This window comes from Kribbella sp. NPDC023972 (assembly GCF_040639075.1).
Lineage (GTDB): Bacteria > Actinomycetota > Actinomycetes > Propionibacteriales > Kribbellaceae > Kribbella.
The window spans coordinates 28,768-45,940 of record NZ_JBEZZH010000015.1; the positions used below are offsets into that span (position 1 = coordinate 28,768).

At 69.1% G+C, this 17,173-nt stretch carries 16 protein-coding genes; 8 read left to right on the forward strand and 8 right to left on the reverse strand.

Annotated elements, in window-relative coordinates:
* The first annotated feature begins 126 nt into the window (after positions 1–126).
* Positions 127–1,032, forward strand: a complete 906-nt coding sequence (locus AB0F43_RS36120) for a hypothetical protein (protein WP_360487694.1) — start codon at positions 127–129, stop codon at positions 1,030–1,032.
* A gap of 45 nt (positions 1,033–1,077) precedes the next feature.
* On the opposite strand, the gene AB0F43_RS36125 is transcribed toward AB0F43_RS36120, so the two are convergent.
* Complete coding sequence (locus AB0F43_RS36125) at positions 1,078–2,457, reverse strand: NAD(P)H-quinone dehydrogenase (RefSeq protein WP_360487697.1); 1,380 nt, start codon at positions 2,455–2,457, stop codon at positions 1,078–1,080.
* A 31-nt stretch (positions 2,458–2,488) separates the two neighbouring features.
* Here AB0F43_RS36125 and AB0F43_RS36130 point away from each other — a divergent pair, with 31 nt between their 5' ends.
* Positions 2,489–2,950 (forward strand): gamma-glutamylcyclotransferase, encoded by a 462-nt coding sequence (locus AB0F43_RS36130; protein ID WP_360487700.1) that lies wholly within the window; start codon positions 2,489–2,491, stop codon positions 2,948–2,950.
* A gap of 13 nt (positions 2,951–2,963) precedes the next feature.
* Positions 2,964–4,628 (forward strand): phospho-sugar mutase, encoded by a 1,665-nt coding sequence (locus tag AB0F43_RS36135; RefSeq protein WP_360487703.1) that lies wholly within the window; start codon positions 2,964–2,966, stop codon positions 4,626–4,628.
* A gap of 101 nt (positions 4,629–4,729) precedes the next feature.
* On the opposite strand, the gene AB0F43_RS36140 is transcribed toward AB0F43_RS36135, so the two are convergent.
* The 4 genes from AB0F43_RS36140 to AB0F43_RS36155 form a co-directional block, all read right to left on the reverse strand.
* Complete coding sequence (locus AB0F43_RS36140) at positions 4,730–5,179, reverse strand: hypothetical protein (RefSeq protein WP_360487705.1); 450 nt, start codon at positions 5,177–5,179, stop codon at positions 4,730–4,732.
* 166 nt (positions 5,180–5,345) lie between these two features.
* Positions 5,346–6,281 (reverse strand): neutral zinc metallopeptidase, encoded by a 936-nt coding sequence (locus AB0F43_RS36145; protein ID WP_360487708.1) that lies wholly within the window; start codon positions 6,279–6,281, stop codon positions 5,346–5,348.
* Between the two features lie 108 nt (positions 6,282–6,389).
* Positions 6,390–7,292 (reverse strand): alpha/beta hydrolase-fold protein, encoded by a 903-nt coding sequence (locus AB0F43_RS36150; RefSeq protein WP_360487711.1) that lies wholly within the window; start codon positions 7,290–7,292, stop codon positions 6,390–6,392.
* A 14-nt stretch (positions 7,293–7,306) separates the two neighbouring features.
* Positions 7,307–7,867: a PH domain-containing protein gene (locus tag AB0F43_RS36155; protein ID WP_360487714.1), complete on the reverse strand. Its 561-nt coding sequence runs from the start codon at positions 7,865–7,867 to the stop codon at positions 7,307–7,309.
* Positions 7,868–7,956: 89 nt separating this feature from the next.
* Here AB0F43_RS36155 and deoC point away from each other — a divergent pair, with 89 nt between their 5' ends.
* Genes deoC through AB0F43_RS36175 form a run of 4 tightly spaced genes read left to right on the forward strand, consistent with a single transcriptional unit; the run spans position 7,957 to position 12,287 of the window.
* On the forward strand, positions 7,957–8,913 hold the full coding sequence (gene deoC / locus AB0F43_RS36160) for a deoxyribose-phosphate aldolase (protein ID WP_360487717.1): 957 nt from the start codon (positions 7,957–7,959) through the stop codon (positions 8,911–8,913).
* A 3-nt stretch (positions 8,914–8,916) separates the two neighbouring features.
* Entirely contained in the window at positions 8,917–10,353 is a 1,437-nt protein-coding gene (locus AB0F43_RS36165) for an aldehyde dehydrogenase family protein (RefSeq protein ID WP_360487720.1), read from the forward strand.
* Positions 10,343–11,233 carry an aldehyde dehydrogenase family protein gene (locus AB0F43_RS36170; protein ID WP_360487722.1) on the forward strand — a complete coding sequence of 297 codons (891 nt, stop codon included), beginning with the start codon at positions 10,343–10,345 and terminating at the stop codon, positions 11,231–11,233. The genes AB0F43_RS36165 and AB0F43_RS36170 overlap by 11 nt, the downstream gene beginning before the upstream one ends.
* A gap of 40 nt (positions 11,234–11,273) precedes the next feature.
* Positions 11,274–12,287, forward strand: a complete 1,014-nt coding sequence (locus AB0F43_RS36175; protein WP_360487725.1) for a S66 peptidase family protein — start codon at positions 11,274–11,276, stop codon at positions 12,285–12,287.
* A gap of 413 nt (positions 12,288–12,700) precedes the next feature.
* Here the strand turns inward: AB0F43_RS36175 and AB0F43_RS36180 are convergent, their stop codons facing one another.
* Both AB0F43_RS36180 and AB0F43_RS36185 read right to left on the reverse strand, forming a co-directional pair.
* Positions 12,701–13,018, reverse strand: coding sequence for a hypothetical protein (locus AB0F43_RS36180; RefSeq protein WP_360487728.1), 318 nt, complete (start codon positions 13,016–13,018; stop codon positions 12,701–12,703).
* A 60-nt stretch (positions 13,019–13,078) separates the two neighbouring features.
* A complete protein-coding gene (locus AB0F43_RS36185; RefSeq protein ID WP_360487731.1) occupies positions 13,079–14,098 on the reverse strand; it encodes a serine/threonine-protein kinase in 1,020 nt (339 codons plus the stop codon).
* Positions 14,099–14,153: 55 nt separating this feature from the next.
* Here AB0F43_RS36185 and AB0F43_RS36190 point away from each other — a divergent pair, with 55 nt between their 5' ends.
* On the forward strand, positions 14,154–14,693 hold the full coding sequence (locus tag AB0F43_RS36190) for an RNA polymerase sigma factor (protein WP_360487734.1): 540 nt from the start codon (positions 14,154–14,156) through the stop codon (positions 14,691–14,693).
* A 24-nt stretch (positions 14,694–14,717) separates the two neighbouring features.
* On the opposite strand, the gene pepN is transcribed toward AB0F43_RS36190, so the two are convergent.
* The gene (pepN, locus tag AB0F43_RS36195; RefSeq protein WP_360487737.1) at positions 14,718–17,159 is read right to left on the reverse strand and encodes an aminopeptidase N; all 2,442 of its coding nucleotides are present in this window, start codon (positions 17,157–17,159) and stop codon (positions 14,718–14,720) included.
* Positions 17,160–17,173 lie beyond the last annotated feature (14 nt).

The window sequence follows — 17,173 nt, forward strand, 5'->3', positions numbered from 1 at the left end:
TCCCCTCTCTCGAAGGGCTTGATACCGACGCCGCCGGGAAAGTTGCGGCTACCCGGAAACCTGCAACTTTTTCGGCCGCGACCGTATCGAGGTGATCGAGATACCCCCTCCGGAAGGACCTGAGATATGAATGTGAAGCGAGCGTCCGCGGTCGCGGCGTCGGCTCTGCTGCTGGGCACCTTGGCGACCGTGCCCGCGAGTACGGCGGCAGTCGCATCGTCGACCGCGGCCTGCACCATGGCCGTCGGCTCCGTCACCAGCGGCGGTGACATCGGCTCGGCGCGCATCACCGCCGGATCGCCGGTCACGGCCAAGCAGTCGACCGGCGTCCACATGTTCACCCCGGGCATCACGAAGATGAGCTCGACCTGGACCTGGAGGCCCGAGGTGCCCGCCGGACACATGACCAGCGGCGAAGTTCTGCTCAACACCACGCTGTACGACGCCTGGTACGGCGTGGGCGACGACGGAGGCCCGGTCACTGGCATGAGCCGCTCAGGCACCGGTTACGGCAGCTACATCGTCACCGAGAGGGTGTCGTACGAGTACGCGGGCATCCCGAACGCGACGTACCGGCTGCGGAACGACGGGGTGCTCTACCGATGGCAGTACGACCTCAGTGACCCCCACGGCGGCGCGACCGTCACCCGCTACACCGGCTTCTCGGCCGTCAAGACGATGGCGCTGATCAGCGAGACCAAGGCCTACGACACCTTCCTGGCCAACACCCGCGGCGGTGCGCTCTACACGATCCGCGTCCCGCGAGACGCCGCCCTCAAGCCGGTCGTCAAGAAGGTCCGCACGTCCACCTGGCAGACCTTCGAGCACCTGGTCGCGGAGAAGTGCGGCACGCAGAGCACCCTGCTCACCGCGATCGACAAGGACACCGGCTCCGCCTACCTGTACGCCGTCGGCCACGCCAACGGCACGTCCACCGTCATCAAGGGCCTCGGCAAGGTCCCGGGTGTCTACAACGATCCCGTCTACTACCTCCACACCATCGACGCCACCCCGCCGCTGTACGGCGAATGAACACCCGATCCCCGGCCGCCGCGCTGGTGGCCGGGGATCGCCGGTTCAGTGGCGGAGGTGGAGGCGGCGGGCGGCCTCGGCGACGGAGCCGGAGACCGAGGGGTAGACCGTGAACGACTGGGCGACCTGGTCGACGGTCAGGCGGGCTCCGACAGCCAGGGAGATCGGGTGGATGAGCTCGCTGGCGCGGGGGGCGACGACGACGCCGCCGACGATGATGCCGGTGTTCGGCAGGCAGAAGAGCTTCACGAAACCGTCCCGGACACCTTGCATCTTGGCTCGGGCATTGTCGGCCAGCGGGACCTTGACGACGATCGCCGTACTGCCGCCGGCGTCGACGACCGCCTGGGAGACGCCGACGGTGGCGATCTCCGGCGCGGTGAACACGTTGGCGGACACAGTCGACTGGTCCAGCGGCGCAACCGCGTCGCCGAGCGCGTGCGCCATCGCGATCCGGCCCTGCATGGCCGCGACGGAAGCCAGCATGAGTACGCCGGTGCAGTCGCCGGCCGCGTAGACCCCGCGGGCCGTGGTCCGGCTGACCCGGTCGACCGTGACGAAGCCGCCGTCGCCGAGCGACACGCCCGACTCGACAAGGCCCATGTCATCGGTGTTCGGCAGCGATCCGACCGCGAGCAGCGCGTGCGAACCCTCCACCGTCCGGCCGTCGGTCAGGGTCACCACGACCCCGTCGCCCTGTCGCTTCACCGACTCGGCCCGGGACTTGCCCAGCACGGTCAGCCCGCGCCGCTTGAACACGTCCTCCAGTACGGCGGCCGCGTCGGCGTCCTCACCGGGGAGCACCCGGTCCCGCGACGACACCAGGACGACGTCGCTGCCGAGAGCGTCGTACGCGCTGGCGAACTCGGCACCCGTGACACCGGACCCGACCACGATCAGCCGCTCCGGCAGCTCCTCCAGCTCGTAGACCTGCTCCCAGGTCAGGATCCGCTCGCCGTCCGGCTCCGAGCCCGGCAGGATCCGCGGCCGCGCCCCGGTGGCGATCAGTACGACGTCCGCGTCGAGCCGCTCGTCGCCGACCACGACGGTCTCCGGCCCGTCCAGCCGGCCGCGGCCCTGAATGATCCTCACCTTGTCCCGGTCCAGCCGGCGGGTGATGCCCTCGGACTGTGCGGTGGCCAGCCGCTTGACCCGTTGGTTGACGACGGAGAGGTCGACACGCACGGAGTTCGCCGGATCGTCGTCACCGTCCTCGAGCCGGACACCGAGCTGACCGGCCTCCTCGACCTCGGTCATCACCTCCGCCGTCGCTATCAGCGTTTTGCTGGGGACGCAGTCGGTGAGCACGGCTGAACCGCCGATTCCGTCGGAATCGACGACCGTCACCTCCCCGCCCAGTTGGGCGGCCGCACTGGCCGCTTCGTACCCGCCCGGACCGCCACCGATGATCACAACTCGCGCCACGGGAGGTCATTCTTCCGTATCCTGTGTCGTCGTGACCCTGTACGCCGCGTTTGCGTCGAATCTGGACCCGAACCTGATGGCCGAGCGGTGCCCGTACTCCCCCCTGCGCGGCACCGGGTGGATCGTCGGCTGGCGCCTCACCTTCGGCGGTGAGGAACTGGGTTGGGAGGGGGCCATGGCCACCGTGGTGGAGGACCCGGCCGACCCGACGAACCAGGTCTTCGTCGCGCTGTACGACATCCACCCCAAGGACGTCGAGCGGCTGGACGAGTGGGAGTGGATCGACCAGGGCGTCTACCGCAAGATCCAGGTCCGAGTGCAGACCCTGGACGGTGAGCAGCTGGCCTGGATGTACGTCCTGAACGCCTACGAGGGCGGTCTCCCGTCGGCCCGCTACCTGGGCATCCTCGCCGAGGCCGCCGAAGCCGCCGGCGCCCCGGACGACTACGTTGCCGACCTCCGCGCGCGCCCCTGCCAGTCGTCGGGACATTAGCTATCTTGCGGGGGTGACCGTCAATGATGACCTCAGGGCCGCCGCCGAAGCTTGGTTGAGCGAGGATCCCGACCCCGACACGCGCGTTGAGCTCCAGCAACTTCTGGACGTGGGGGCCGCCGAGGAGCTGGCCGACCGGTTCGCGGGCACTCTCGAGTTCGGTACGGCGGGACTTCGCGGAGCCGTCGGCGCCGGGCCGAACCGGATGAACCGGGTCGTGGTCATCCGCGCCGCCGCCGGCCTGTGCGCGTACCTGAAGGCGAAGGGCCTCACCGGCGGCCCGGTCCTGATCGGGTACGACGCCCGGCACAAGTCCGACGTGTTCGCGCGGGACACGGCCGCCGTGGTGCGTGGTGCCGGCCTGGACGCCGTACTGCTGGATCGGCCTGCTCCGACGCCGGTGGTCGCCTTCGGGATCAGGCACCTGAAGGCCGTGGCCGGCGTGGTCGTGACGGCGTCGCACAACCCGCCCCAGGACAACGGGTACAAGGTCTATCTGGGTGACGGGTCGCAGATCGTGCCGCCCGCGGACGCGGAGATCGCCGCGGCCATCGCCGCCGTCGGGCCGCTGGACTCGGTCCCTCGCGGGGACGACTGGCAGACGACCGGTGACGAGCTGCTGAGCGCCTACCTGGACCGGATCGCGGAGCTGGTTCCGGCGGACGCGCCGCGAGAGCTGAGCGTCGCCTACACACCGCTGCACGGGGTCGGGCGGTCGCTGGTCGAGGACGCGGTCGCTCGGGCCGGTTTCGCCGCTCCGGCGGTCGTGGCGTCGCAGGCGGAGCCGGATCCGGACTTCCCGACCGTGTCGTTCCCGAACCCCGAGGAGCCGGGTGCGATCGACGCGGCGCTGGAGCTGGCCCGGTCGGTGGGCGCGGACCTCGCGGTGGCCAACGATCCGGACGCTGACCGGTGCGCGGTCGCCGTACCGGATCCGGCGGCCCAAAATCCGGCCCAGAATCCGGCACAGGACGGCTGGCGGATGCTGCGTGGGGACGAGCTGGGCGGCCTGCTCGGGGAGTTCCTGCTCTCGTCGCGGCCGTCCGGCGTGGCCGCGTGCTCGATCGTGTCATCGTCGCTGCTCGGCAAGATCGCGGCGTCGTACGGCGTCGAGTACGTCGAGACGCTCACCGGCTTCAAGTGGATCGGCCGGGTGCCGGGGCTGGTGTACGGCTACGAGGAGGCGCTCGGGTACTGCGTCGACCCGGTGGCGGTGAAGGACAAGGACGGCGTCTCGACGCTCGTCCGGGTGCTGCAGCTGGCTGCCCGGGCCAAGTCGGAGGGCCGCACGCTGCTGGATCTGCTCGACGACCTGGCGGTGAAGCACGGGCTGCACGCGACCGACCAGCTGTCCGTCCGGGTGGAGGACCTGTCGCTGATCAGGACCACCATGGAGCGGCTGCGGGCCACTCCCCCGACGTCCTTGGGCAGTCACACGGTCGAGCGGGTGGATGACCTGAGCGAAGGCTCCGAGACGCTGCCGCCGACCGACGGCCTTCGCTACATACTGTCTGAGGGTGCCCGGGTGGTGGTGCGTCCGTCCGGCACCGAGCCCAAGCTCAAGTGCTACCTGGAGGTCGTCATCCCGGTGACCACCGACGTGGCGGCCGCCCGAGCCCAGGCCGCCACCGACCTGAGCGCTATCAAGCAGTCGCTGTCCACGGCCCTGGGGCTCTGAAAAGGGTTCCGAAAAGCGCAAGACGTCAGCCGCGCGACCTCCGGGTCGGCGGCTGACGTACTACGTCCGGGAGCACCTGGCGGGTAGCGCCCGGGCTGAGATCAGCGGGCGGCAGCCGCGGCTTCGGCTTCCTCGGCGCGGAGCGAGCTCTGCAGCGACGAGTGCAGGATGCGCAGCGTGCTGGTCGACTGCATCAGCGCGTCGCGCTCGTCCGGGTTCCGGTTCGCCAGGTTGGTGATCTCGGTGATGCTGGCGTCGATCCGAGCAATCCGGTCGGCGACCGTGCCCTCCTGGCTGCTGGCCCGGCGGATCGCCTCGGACGTCACCGTCCAGACGTCTTCCTTGTCGTTCGTCCGCCGCGACATGTCGACCATCTGGCTCAGCGCCGCCAGGTCGTGGTCGACCTGGGTCCGCTCCACCGGTGCGGTGATCCCGGCGGTCGCCTGGCGGAGCCGGGTCACGTGACCGGACAGCTCCGACCAGCTGCACCTGCCGCTCTTGATCTTGTCCAGCACCTTGGCGTACTCGGTGTTGAACTCGTCGTAGTTCACTGTCCTACTCCTGCCGTGAGACTGCTCGCTGGAGAACTGTACGGCGTGCGGCACCCGAACAAGTAACCACACAATCGCAGATCGTGTACGTGTCGGCAAAACGCAACAGCCGCCCGGTACGCCAACGCGCACCGGGCGGCTGAGTTACGTTAGACCGCTGAACAGGTCAGGCGACGTACGTCGAGCTCGCGTTCCAGGTGTTGCAGTTGCCCGCGACGGTGTAGGTGTGCTTCGCGTTGAAGCCGGCCGTCGACCAGAACGCGTGGTTCTTCGGCGAGCCGTGGTCACGGACGCCACCCGGCTGGTCACCCATGTGGCTGATCAGGTAGTTGAACTGCGTCAGGAGGCCGCCGCTCATGGGGTAGTACCGCTTGTTCGCGCCGATGTAGGCCGCGCCCAGGCAGGAGGCCTGCAGCTCACGGCGACGGCTCTCCTCGAGCCGCGCGGCGTTGGTGGAGAAGGCCCGCTGACGCGTCCACGACGCGTTCAGGATGCCGGTCAGGAACTGCACGTGGTGGCCGTACTCGTGCGCCATCATCTGGGTCAGCCACGCCCGCGCGTAGGTCGGGTTCTGGCCCCACCTCTGCATGATGTAGGCAGCCGGGATGTAGATGACACCGTTGCTCGCGCTGCAGTAGTAGCCGGTGGTGTTGTAGGCGATCCCGCAGCCGGTGTTGATCTTGGTGCCGGTGTGGACGACCAGCTTCGGCTTCACCTTGTACGCCGCACCGGCGTACTTCAGCGGGACCGCCCAAGCCGCGTACATGCAGGTCCAGAGCTTGCTGGAGTAGGACTGGACGCCCGCGACCGTGCGCAGCGAGACGTTGACCTCCGCGCACTTCGACGGCGTGATCGCCGGGGTGTTGTAAAGCCGGTTGTAGCGGACGACGTTCGTCGGCGAGGAAGCCATCGTCGTCAGGCCTTCGCCCGCCGGCGGCGTGCTGACCGCCTGGTCCGGGGTCTCGCCCGGCTGCGGGAGGACCGGGTGGCCCGCGGCCGCGACCGGGGCTGCCTGCGCGTTCGGAAGTGTCAAGGCCGCGAGGGCGGCGAAGGCAGCGACGCCGGCCAGACCACGCAGGGTGTTACGGGAGAGGTTGGGCATGTTCTCCACTCTCGAGTTAGGGACCTGTCGTGCTCATCTTGGAGTGAACAGGGGTCCATCCCAGGCTGAACACGGGCTCTGACGCCGCGAATCACAACGGAGTTCCGCTCAGCCGGTGACTTTCGTACCCAGGAACCGCAGCTGGTCAGGGAGCATGCGCCGCCAGTAGCCGGGCGTGTGCGCGCCCAGCTGCACCCCGCCCACCGCGCCGAGTTCGGTCCGCAACGCGTCGGCCGCGTCGGCGAAGGGGTCGTCCCGCCCACAATCGATGCGCACGGCAACATCCCGGAAACCGCTCCTGCGGCCGAACACCTGGCTGGTCTCGAAGTCCTTGCGATCGTCGAACGCACCGGGTGTGGCGTCTTCGTAGCGGCGCCACAGCGCCGGACTGAGGGCGCCCACCGCGACCGCTTGGGTGGCCGGCCGGACGCGCCGCTGCCAGTAATGCAACGCGACCCACAGCAGGGCGCCGTACCCGCCCATCGACCAGCCGAGCAGGCCGTACTGCGAGGTGTCCAGGCCGCGTTCCGCCAGCAGGGGCAGGAATTCCTGGTCCAGCATGAACCCGGGGTCCTCACCGCTGGCCCGGCGATGCCAATAGGTGTCTCGCCCGCCGTCCACGGTCGCCAGCGCGAAAGGCGGCGTACCGGATTGGACAGCGGCGGTCAGGTAGCGGTCGATGCCGAGGTCGTTGACGGCGGAGGTGTGGTCGCCGCCTCGTCCGTGCAGCACGAGTACGACGGGGATCTCGGCGGACGGCCCGTAGCCGTCGGGATAGATCACGCTGTAGCCGACCGTCGTACGACGTCCGAACGACTCGAAGGAGCCGGACTCGACCGGCCCGGCCGGCACATCGGGTACGACGCCGTCCGGACCGGTCAGCCCGAGAGCGTCGTGCACCCGGGCGCGACCGGGGATGACACCGGTCTCCAGGCCGGCCACGCCAGCGGCTCCGGCGACCGTGGCGGCCACCCCCGTGCGGATCACGGTGCGCCGGGAGAGCGGTGACATGACGGCCGCGCCGGTCAGCGGAGCAGTGCGGCCAGGACGGCGACAGCCGCCAGGGAACCCGCGACCGCCAGCTCGGGACGGGCCCAGGCGGTGACGATCTCACCGTCGGACGTGGAGCTGTAGTGCTCCATGTGGGTCTCGATCCGGTCGACCACGAAGTCGGCCCGGGAGATCGAGCTGTCGTCGGAGAGCTTGCGGCCGCCGACCCGCTGTTTCCTGAGATCACGGATGACGAGCTGGACGCCGGGGGCGCGGAACCGGTTGTCGGCCGTGTGCACGCGGAGGATGTCGGTGACGTCCACGCCGGTGACCTTGCTCCACGGGATGGCGTGGTCGCGCAGGTGGTTACGCAGCAGGATGTGATCGGGGCTGAGGGTGACCGACGGCCGGACCAGGCCGACGTACGCGAGCACCATCAGGAGCCCGATCAGCGCCGCGACCAGCAGGCCGCTCGCCGTCCGCCACTCCAGCACGATGTCGAGCAGCCCGAGCGCACCGATCACCAGCACGACCGCGCCGGTGATCCGGTTCGAGGTGGACAGGTACTGCTCGCTCTCCGGGTGCTTCGATTTCACCCGCACAAAGTAACCGGCGACCGGTCACCGGCCCCACAGTGAAGTACGGATCGTAACCTGGCCACCGGGACACGGCTTAGACTGCGGAGGTGACCACACTCGACAGCGGCGTCGACTCGTTGGCCGACGTGACCTCGTCCGAGGACCGGCTGCGCCGGTTCCTGCTCGGCCTGCCGGGCGTCGACCAGGTCGGCGCCGAGGCCAGAGCCGCCACCTTGGGCACGCGGTCGATCAAAACCACCGCCAAGGCGTACGCACTCGACCTGGCGATCCGGATGATCGACCTGACCACGCTGGAAGGGCAGGACACCCCCGGCAAGGTGCGGGCCCTGTGCGCGAAGGCGCAACGGCCCGACCCTGCCGACCCGAGCGCTCCGCAGGTCGCGGCCGTCTGTGTGTACCCGGACCTGGTGGCCACGGCCAAGTACGAGCTGCGCGGCTCGGGGATCAACGTGGCGAGTGTCGCAACCGCCTTCCCCAGTGGGCGTTCCAGCCTGGCGATCAAGATCCAGGACACCAAGGACGCGGTGGCCGCGGGCGCCGACGAGGTCGACATGGTGATCGACCGCGGCGCGTTCCTGTCCGGCCGGTACGGTCTGGTCTTCGACGAGATCGCCGCGATCCGCGAGGCGGCCGGTGACGCGCACCTGAAGGTGATCCTGGAGACCGGGGAGCTGGTCACCTACGACAACGTCCGGCGGGCGTCCTGGCTGGCGATGCTGGCCGGTGCGGACTTCATCAAGACGTCAACCGGCAAGGTGTCCCCCGCGGCCACGCTGCCGGTCACGCTGGTGATGCTCGAGGCGGTCCGCGACTACCACGAGGCCACCGGCCTGCACATCGGCGTCAAACCGGCCGGCGGGATCCGGACCGCGAAGGACGCGATCAAGTACCTGGTCACCGTCAACGAGACGGCCGGGCCCGACTGGCTGGACCCGGAGCTGTTCCGCTTCGGCGCCTCCAGTCTGCTGAACGACCTGCTGATGCAACGCACCAAGCTGGCCACCGGGCACTACCCCGGACCCGACTACTTCACGCTGGACTGAGGCATGAGCAGATTCGAGTACGCACCGGCCCCGGAGTCCCGGGCCATCGTCGACATCAAGTCGTCGTACGGGCTGTTCGTCAACGGCGCGTTCATCGAGGCGACCGACGGGAAGCCGTTCAAGACCGTCAGCCCGTCGTCGGAGGAGGTGCTCGCGGAGGTCAGCGAGGCCGGTCCGGTGGATGTCGACAAGGCGGTCAAGGCGGCCCGGAAGGCGTTCGAGAAGGTCTGGGGACCGATGGCCGGCCGGGACCGGGCGAAGTACCTGTTCCGGATCGCGCGCCTGATCCAGGAACGCTCCCGCGAGCTGGCGGTGCTGGAGTCGCTCGACAACGGCAAGCCGATCCGCGAGTCGCGTGATGTCGACATCCCGCTGGTGGCAGCGCACTTCTTCTACTACGCCGGCTGGGCGGACAAGCTCGAGTACGCCGGTGCCGGCCCGGATCCGCGGCCGGTGGGTGTCGCGGGTCAGGTGATCCCGTGGAACTTCCCGATGCTGATGCTGGCCTGGAAGATCGCACCCGCGCTGGCGGCCGGGAACACCGTCGTACTCAAGCCGGCCGAGACAACGCCGCTGACCGCGCTCGCGTTCGCGGAGATCTGCCAGCAGGCGGATCTTCCGCCCGGTGTGGTGAACATCGTCACCGGCGCCGGCCGGACCGGTCAGGCGCTGGTCGAGCACCCGGACGTGGACAAGGTCGCGTTCACCGGTTCGACGGAGGTCGGCCGGTCGATCGCCAAGGCGGTGGCCGGCTCGGACAAGAAGGTGACCCTCGAGCTCGGCGGCAAGGCGGCGAACATCGTCTTCGAGGACGCGCCGATCGACCAGACCATCGAGGGCATCGTCAACGGCATCTTCTTCAACCAGGGTCATGTCTGCTGCGCGGGTTCGCGGCTGCTGGTCCAGGAGAGCGTGTACGACGAGGTGCTCGCGCGACTGAAGCGCCGGATGGGCAGCCTGCGCGTCGGTGACCCGCTGGACAAGAACACCGACATCGGCGCGATCAACTCGTCGGCCCAGTTGGCCAAGATCCGCGAGCTGTCCCAGATCGGCGAGGACGAGGGCGCCGAGCGCTGGTCGCCGGAGTGCGAGCTGCCGGCCGAGGGCTACTGGTTCCCGCCGACCGTCTTCACCGGCGTCTCGCAGGCGCACCGGATCGCTCGCGAGGAGATCTTCGGGCCGGTGCTGTCGGTGCTCACCTTCCGTACCCCGGCCGAGGCGGTGGAGAAGGCGAACAACACCCCGTTCGGGCTGTCCGCCGGGATCTGGACCGAGAAGGGTTCCCGGATCCTCTGGATGGCGAACCAGCTGCGCGCCGGTGTGGTCTGGGCGAACACGTTCAACCGCTTCGACCCGACCTCGCCGTTCGGCGGCTACAAGGAGTCGGGTTATGGCCGCGAGGGCGGTCGCCACGGTCTGGAGGCCTACCTTGCCCACTAAGGACTCGACCCCCAAGCAGAGCCCGAGGCTCGAGGTGCGCAAGACCTACAAGCTGTACATCGGCGGCGCCTTCCCGCGCAGCGAGTCGGGCCGGTCGTACGTCGTGAACGATGCCAAGGGCAAGTTCCTGGCGAACGCGTCACAGGCCTCCCGCAAGGACGCCCGGGACGCGGTGGTCGCGGCCCGGAAGGCGTTCGGCGGCTGGTCCGGCCGGACGGCGTACAACCGCGGCCAGATCCTCTACCGGATCGCCGAGGTGCTGGAGGGGCGGCACCAGCAGTTCACCGCCGAGGTGGCGGCCTCCGAAGGGCTGTCGACGGCGAAGGCGCGCGCCCTCGTGGACGCCTCGATCGACCGGTGGGTCTGGTACGCCGGCTGGGCCGACAAGCTGGCCCAGGTGGTCGGCTCGAGCAACCCGGTGGCCGGCCCGTACTTCGACTTCTCGTTGCCCGAGGCAACTGGTGTGATCGCGGTGCTGGCGCCGCAGGAGTCCAGCCTGCTCGGGCTGACCAGCGTGATCGCGCCCGCGATCGTCTCCGGCAACACGGTCGTCGCGGTCTCGTCGTACGAACGTCCGCTGCCGGCCGTCACACTGGGCGAGGTGATGGCGACCTCCGACCTGCCGGGTGGGGTGGTCAACATCCTGACCGGTTCCGCCTCCGAGATCGGCCCGTGGCTGGCGTCCCACCTGGATGTCAACGCGATCGACCTGTGCGGGATCGAGGACGCCGACGAGGCTCGCGACCTGGAGGCCGCCGCGGCGGAGAACCTCAAGCGGGTACGCCGTCCCGCCGCCGAGGACTGGTCGGAGTCGCCCGGGCTCTCGCGCCTGACGCAGTACCTGGAGCTCAAGACGGTCTGGCACCCGATCGGCGTCTAAATCGCTCACCCGTGGGCGTTCGGCGTCGTACAGTCTGCGCATGGTTCAACCTGGTGACAAGGTCGCGGTCGTCTCACCGTCGGGTGGGTTGCCGGAGATCTTCCCGGCGCCGTACGGGCTCGGGCTGGAGCGGCTGCGCTCGTTCGGCCTCGAGCCGGTCGAGTATCCGACCACCCGCAAGCTCGGGACGACGCCGGCCGATCGGGCCGCCGACCTGCACGCGGCCTGGTCGGATCCGTCGATCCGCGCGGTGATCGCGACGATCGGCGGCGACGACCAGCTCACCGTGCTGAAACACCTCGATCCCGAGGTGTTCCGGGCGAACCCGAAGCCGTTCTTCGGCTTCAGCGACAACACGAACCTGCTCAACTTCCTGTATTTCCTGGGGTTGCCGGCGTACCACGGCGGCAGCGTGATGGTGCAGTTCGGCCGCGGCGGCGCGATGCACCCCGACACCGAACGCTCGCTGCGGGCCGCGCTGTTCACCCCGGGTGACTTCGACCTGACCCCGGCCGCGGGGTGGACCGACCACGACCGCGACTGGGCCGATCCTTCCCACCTGAAGACCGAGCCGCCGCTCTTCCCCGGGACGGGCTGGAGCTGGCACGGCGATTCCCAACCGGTCAGCGGGAGGTTGTGGGGCGGCTGCCTGGAGATCCTCGACTGGCAGCTCGCGGTCGGACGCTGGATGCGGCCGGTCTCGGAGTACGACGGCATCCTCTTCCTGGAGACCAGCGAGGAGATGCCGAGCGACACCGAGGTCTACCGGATGCTGCGCAACTTCGGCGAACGCGGTCTGCTCGAGCGCTTCGACGCCGTGCTGTGGGGACGGCCGAAGTCCTGGGCCCTCGACAAGCAGCTGACGTCCGAGCAGTCGGCGTCGTACGTCGAGGGTCAGTACGCGGCGGCCCGTCGTGCGCTGGCCGAGTACAACCCGTCGGCTCTGTTGATCACTGGGGTGGACATCGGGCACACCGATCCCCAGCAGATTCTGCCGTACGGCGGGACGGGGCGCGTGGATCCGGTCGCTGGACGGATCACGGTGACGTACTAGAGTCACCAGACCAGCGGGTCCGATCCTGCCGACCGGGGAGAGTTTTGCACCCGATCCGGCGCAAAACCCTCCCCAGTCCACCATCGATCAATTTTCCGTTGCCGCCAGCTGATCAACATTCGGCTGCCGTTGACACCACCCACCTTGAACGAAAGACCACCCATACAGCCAGCAGAAGAGCCGAAACAACCTGTTCACGGCCCCTAACCGTTGTTTAAGGCCGCGGGCGGTGAGGGGGCGTCGAGTCGTCGAATTTGGTTGGGGAGTCGGCGTGTTGTGGACCGGGATTGACGACTCGATGGAGTGCGGCGCGGGGGTGGCGGGACCTGCCCGCCGACCTGTTCAGCGTGACGTCAGCAGCCGTCGACGTCGGAGGCGCAGGCGTTGGCATGCAGAAGTTCCGGCGGGCGAGGTCAGCGGACGACGGTTCGGGTGAGGGCGGGGTTGGGGTCGGGGAAGCAGGAGACCGGCGAGGTGATGGTGACGAGCTTCCACTTGATTTTGGCCTGGAGGGTCAGCCCCGGATCGTCGTAGCTGGTGCCTTTGAGTCTGGTCTCGACGACGACGCCGCGACGGCCGGACTTGAGCCGGACGGACAGCGACGGGAGTTGGTAGTTGGCCCCCCGGGGCTCGGGCCGGCGACCTTGATGACGAGGACGCCGCGATCGAGGTGCAGGGTGGGCGTGGAGTTGAAAGCAGCGGAAGAACGGCAACCCCGAGAGGCAGAACACTGCGGTGAGTAGCCATATGACTACTCTATGCAGCAGACCGCGTGGGGAGAGTCCTTCGTCTCACTGGCCGAACAGGTACCAGCCGCCTACACCGGCGAGGACGAAGACGACTGGCAGGGCTAGCAGGAACAGCGCCCGGGCCTTGCGGGTGCGGCGTACTGGGGCGTCCGTGGCGACTGTCGTGGGCAGTTCGTCGTCGTCGCTGATCTGGGTTCGCTGCATCGCACGTAGGGGCGCCTCCTGCTCCAAGCGGTAGGCCTCCGCCTCCAACCGTTCGGCGAGGCTGTCGGCTCGCTCCCAGCGGTCGGCGACGTTGTAGGCCAGCGCACGAGCCAGGATGTCGTCGAGCTGACCGACCGCGTCGTGCAGTGCCGGCCGCAGGCTGGGCGGCGGCAGGTCGGGGTCGCGGTTGAGCACGTCGGTGATCGAGCTGACCGAGTACGGCGGATGCCCGGTGAGCAGCGCATACGTCACCGCACCGACCGCGTAGATGTCCGCCCGCTCGTCGAACCCACCGTCGCCACGGCCCTGCTCGGGCGCCATGTACGCCGGCGTACCGACGGCCTGGGTGAGTCCGGACGCCTCGGCGGCCCGTTTCGCCAACCCGAGGTCGGCCAGCACGATCCGGTGGGTCCCACCGCCCGACTCGTCGCCCTGGTTCGGCCGCAGCAGCAGGTTGGCCGGCGTGACATCGCGGTGTACGACGCCCTCGGCATGAAGGGCCGCGACCGCACGGGCCAGGTCGGCACCCCACCACAACGCCTCAGCCGGGTCCAGCGGCCCGAATCGCAGCACCTCGGCCAGCGTCCCGCCGCCGACGTAGTCCATCACGAAGTACGGGCGCCCGTCCGGCAGCTTGCCGAGGTCGAACACCCGGACCACCCGGTCGCTGGCGATCCGGCGCATCAGCCGCGCCTCGGACAGGAACCGCTCCCGGACGTCGGCCCGCGTCGCCCAGTTGTCGGCGAGGACCTTGACGGCGACGTCCACGTCGAGGTCGTCGTCGTATCCACGCCAGACGGTCGCGAACGCGCCCGCGCCGATCTTGTCCTGCAGCCGGTACCGCCCGATGACATCCATCCGGGCTATTGTCGATCACAGTCGGGCCGTCAGGCGAACACCACTCTGGGGGAGCATGAACGAGGAGTTGGAGCGACTCGCGGCACGCGCCGCGGCGGGGGATCGATCGGTGGTGCCGGAACTGCTGCAGGCGATCCGGCCGCAGGTGCAGCGACGGGTGGCCAAGTTTTTGCCGTACCGCGAGGACGCCGAGGAGGCGGTCCAGGACACCTTGCTCCAGGTGGCGAACAAGATCCACACCTTCAAGGGCACCGGCAGCTTCGCGGGCTGGGTGACGGTCGTGGCCACCAACCAGGCCCGGCAGACGTACCGCTCGCTCAAGCGGCGCTCGATGGAGCAGTCCGCCGAGGTGCTGCCGGAAGCCGTCGACCCGCGCACGACCTCGGTGATCGCCGGCTCCCGGCTGGACCTGCTCGAAGCCCTCGAGAACCTGGAATCCAGCCATCCCCAACTGGTTCAACCGCTTGTCCTACGAGACCTCGGCGCCATGACGTACGCCGAGATCGCCGACAGGCTGGACGTCCCGCTGGGCACGGTCAAGGCCCGGATCCACCAGGCCCGGAAGGCCGTGGCGGAGCGACTGACGCTCCGCTAGCGCCCGGCGACACTGCTCGATCAGCTAGCCGAAGGTACGGCGTACCGCCACCGCCTTCCGCAGGTTGTCCGCGAAGTTGGCGGTCTGCCGCCGGATGCCCGGTGCGACGGTCTCGTCCGCGACCAGCGCCTCGGCCCGGGCCAGCAGCTCCGGATCGACCACGAACTCCGGCACGATCCGCTGCACGGTGAGCGGCACCACCATGCCGGACCGGATCTCGGCCGTGTGGTGGATGTCGGTGAAGAACCGGTCCACGTACGGCGCGGTGATCGCCGACTGACCGGGATGCCAGAACCCGTCGGCCGCGGCCAGCAACTCCTGCACGCCGACGGTCGGATCCGTCATGATCCGGGTCCAGGCGGCCTCCTTGCCGTCCGGCAGCGCCGCCCGGCAGCGGGCGGCGTGGTTGACGCCCTCGGTCGAGGTGTCCAGGGCCAGCTCGCGGTCGATCTCGGCCGCGCCGAACACGTTCAGCCGGACGAGCCGCAGTACCAGGGCCCAGCGCAGCTCGGCGTCGACTGCGAGACCGTCCGGCACCCGCGAGCCATCCAGCCAGGCCTGCAGCAGCTCGGCATCGTCGGTGGTCGCGATGAATCCGCGCACGGTCGCCAACTGCAGGCTGCTGCCCGGCTCGGCTGTCGCCAGTTTGTTGCCCAGGGCATCCGCGACGGCACCGCGAGACTCGTCGTACGGAAGGTAGCCGCCGAGCACCCGCTCCTGCAGCCAGCGGACCAGCGATCCGACGGCGACATCGCTGTCCTCGTACTGGATCGCGGTGACGAAGAGGTCCAGCGCCTGCCGCGGATCCAGCTCGGCATGCGCGGTCGCATCGCGAACCGAGTTCCAGATCACCGCGCGGGTGGTTCCGTCGGCCATCTTCGGCAGTACGGCGGGTAGGTTCGCCATGGTGGTCGGGTCGAGCCGGATCTTCGCCCAGGTGTCGTCATCGGCGTCCGGCACGATCACCGCCAGGTCATTGCTCAGAGCAACTTTCACGGAGCTGTCCTGGAGCGTGACCTCGACCGCGCTGCCTGCGCCGCTGTCGTCGTACCCGCGGACGCTGAGCTTGTGCGGCCGGCTGGATTCGTCCGGGCTGGTGCGGTGCAGGACGACACCGGTGTCGGTGCGCTCCGCCGTGATCGTGTCCAGGCCCGAGGTTCGCAGCCACTGCCCGGACCAGTCGTCCAGGTCGCGGGCGCCGGCCTCGGTCAGTTTGGCGATGAACTCGTGCAGGTCGGCGTTGCCGTACTCGTGTGCCTCCAGGTGGGCGTTGACCCCCTTCAGGAACACGTCGTCGCCGAGGTACTTGGCGAGCTGCTTGAGCACCGCGGCGCCCTTGGCGTACGAGATCCCGTCGAAGTCGTCGAGCGACTGCCGCGCGTCCTTCAGGCTGTCCGGCGCGACCGGGTGGGTCGAACTGCTCTGGTCCGTCTGCATCCCCCACCACTTGCGGACGAAGCCGAAGTCGGTCCAGTTGCCCTGGTAGTCGGTGGCGTCCTCGGACACCCGGTGCGCCATGTACTCGGCGAACGACTCGTTCAGCCACATGTCGTTCCACCACTTCATGGTGACCAGGTCGCCGAACCACATGTGCGCCATCTCGTGGACGGCGATCCGCGCCCGCGTACTGCGCTCGGCCTCGGTCACCTTGCTGCGGAAGACCAGGTGGTCCGCGAACGTCACGCAGCCCGGGTTCTCCATCGCGCCGAGGTTGAAGTCCGGCACGAACGCCTGCCAGTACTCGCCGAACGGGTACCGCCGCCGGAACAGCCGGTGGTACTCGTCGAACGCCTGCCCGGTGGTGCGGAAGAGGTCGTCGGCGTCCCGGTCCAGATGCTCCCGCAGCGACTGCCGGCAGGCGAGTCCGAGCGGGATCCCGTCGTACTCACTCCTGATCAGGTGATACGGGCCGGCCACGATCGTGACGAAGTACGACGCCAGTGGCTTCGTCTCGGCCAGCTCCCACTCCCCCGGCCCGGTCTCGGTCGCCGCACCGTTGCCCAGCACAACCCAGTCCTCGGGGCATTTCACCTTGACCGTGTACGGCGCCTTGAGATCGGGCTGGTCGAAACACGGGAAGTAGCGCGGTGCGGACTCCAGCGACGACATGCCGTAGGTGTAGACGCGTCCGTCGGCCGCGTCGACCGATCGCACCAGCCCCTCGCCGTCCACGGAGTACTTCAGCTCCGCGGTCACCACGAGCTCGTTCTCACTCTGCAGACCGGTCAGCGGGAACCTGCCCTCCGCCAGCAGGCCGACGTCCAGCACGGCGCCGTTCAGCTCGACCGCGAGCAACCGCTCCGGCTTCACATCCACCCAGGTCGAGTCACTCACTGCCGCGAACCGGATCCGGCTCGTCGTGACGAAGGTGTCCCCTGTCCCGGTCAGATCGAAGTCCACCTGGTACGACCGGACCGCAAGGTCCGCCGCCCGTCGCCGGGCCTCTTCCACTGTCAGCGCGCGCATACCTGCACGCTATC

Excerpts from the sequence above, each read along its gene's own strand:
- AB0F43_RS36150 (WP_360487711.1), bottom strand. The coding sequence starts at position 7,292 with ATGTCACCGCTCTCCCGGCGCACCGTGATCCGCACGGGGGTGGCCGCC.
- AB0F43_RS36165 (WP_360487720.1), top strand. The coding sequence starts at position 8,917 with ATGAGCAGATTCGAGTACGCACCGGCCCCGGAGTCCCGGGCCATCGTC.
- pepN (WP_360487737.1), bottom strand. The coding sequence starts at position 17,159 with ATGCGCGCGCTGACAGTGGAAGAGGCCCGGCGACGGGCGGCGGACCTT.
- AB0F43_RS36185 (WP_360487731.1), bottom strand. The coding sequence starts at position 14,098 with ATGGATGTCATCGGGCGGTACCGGCTGCAGGACAAGATCGGCGCGGGC.
- AB0F43_RS36145 (WP_360487708.1), bottom strand. The coding sequence starts at position 6,281 with ATGCCCAACCTCTCCCGTAACACCCTGCGTGGTCTGGCCGGCGTCGCT.
- AB0F43_RS36175 (WP_360487725.1), top strand. The coding sequence starts at position 11,274 with ATGGTTCAACCTGGTGACAAGGTCGCGGTCGTCTCACCGTCGGGTGGG.
- AB0F43_RS36120 (WP_360487694.1), top strand. The coding sequence starts at position 127 with ATGAATGTGAAGCGAGCGTCCGCGGTCGCGGCGTCGGCTCTGCTGCTG.
- AB0F43_RS36190 (WP_360487734.1), top strand. The coding sequence starts at position 14,154 with ATGAACGAGGAGTTGGAGCGACTCGCGGCACGCGCCGCGGCGGGGGAT.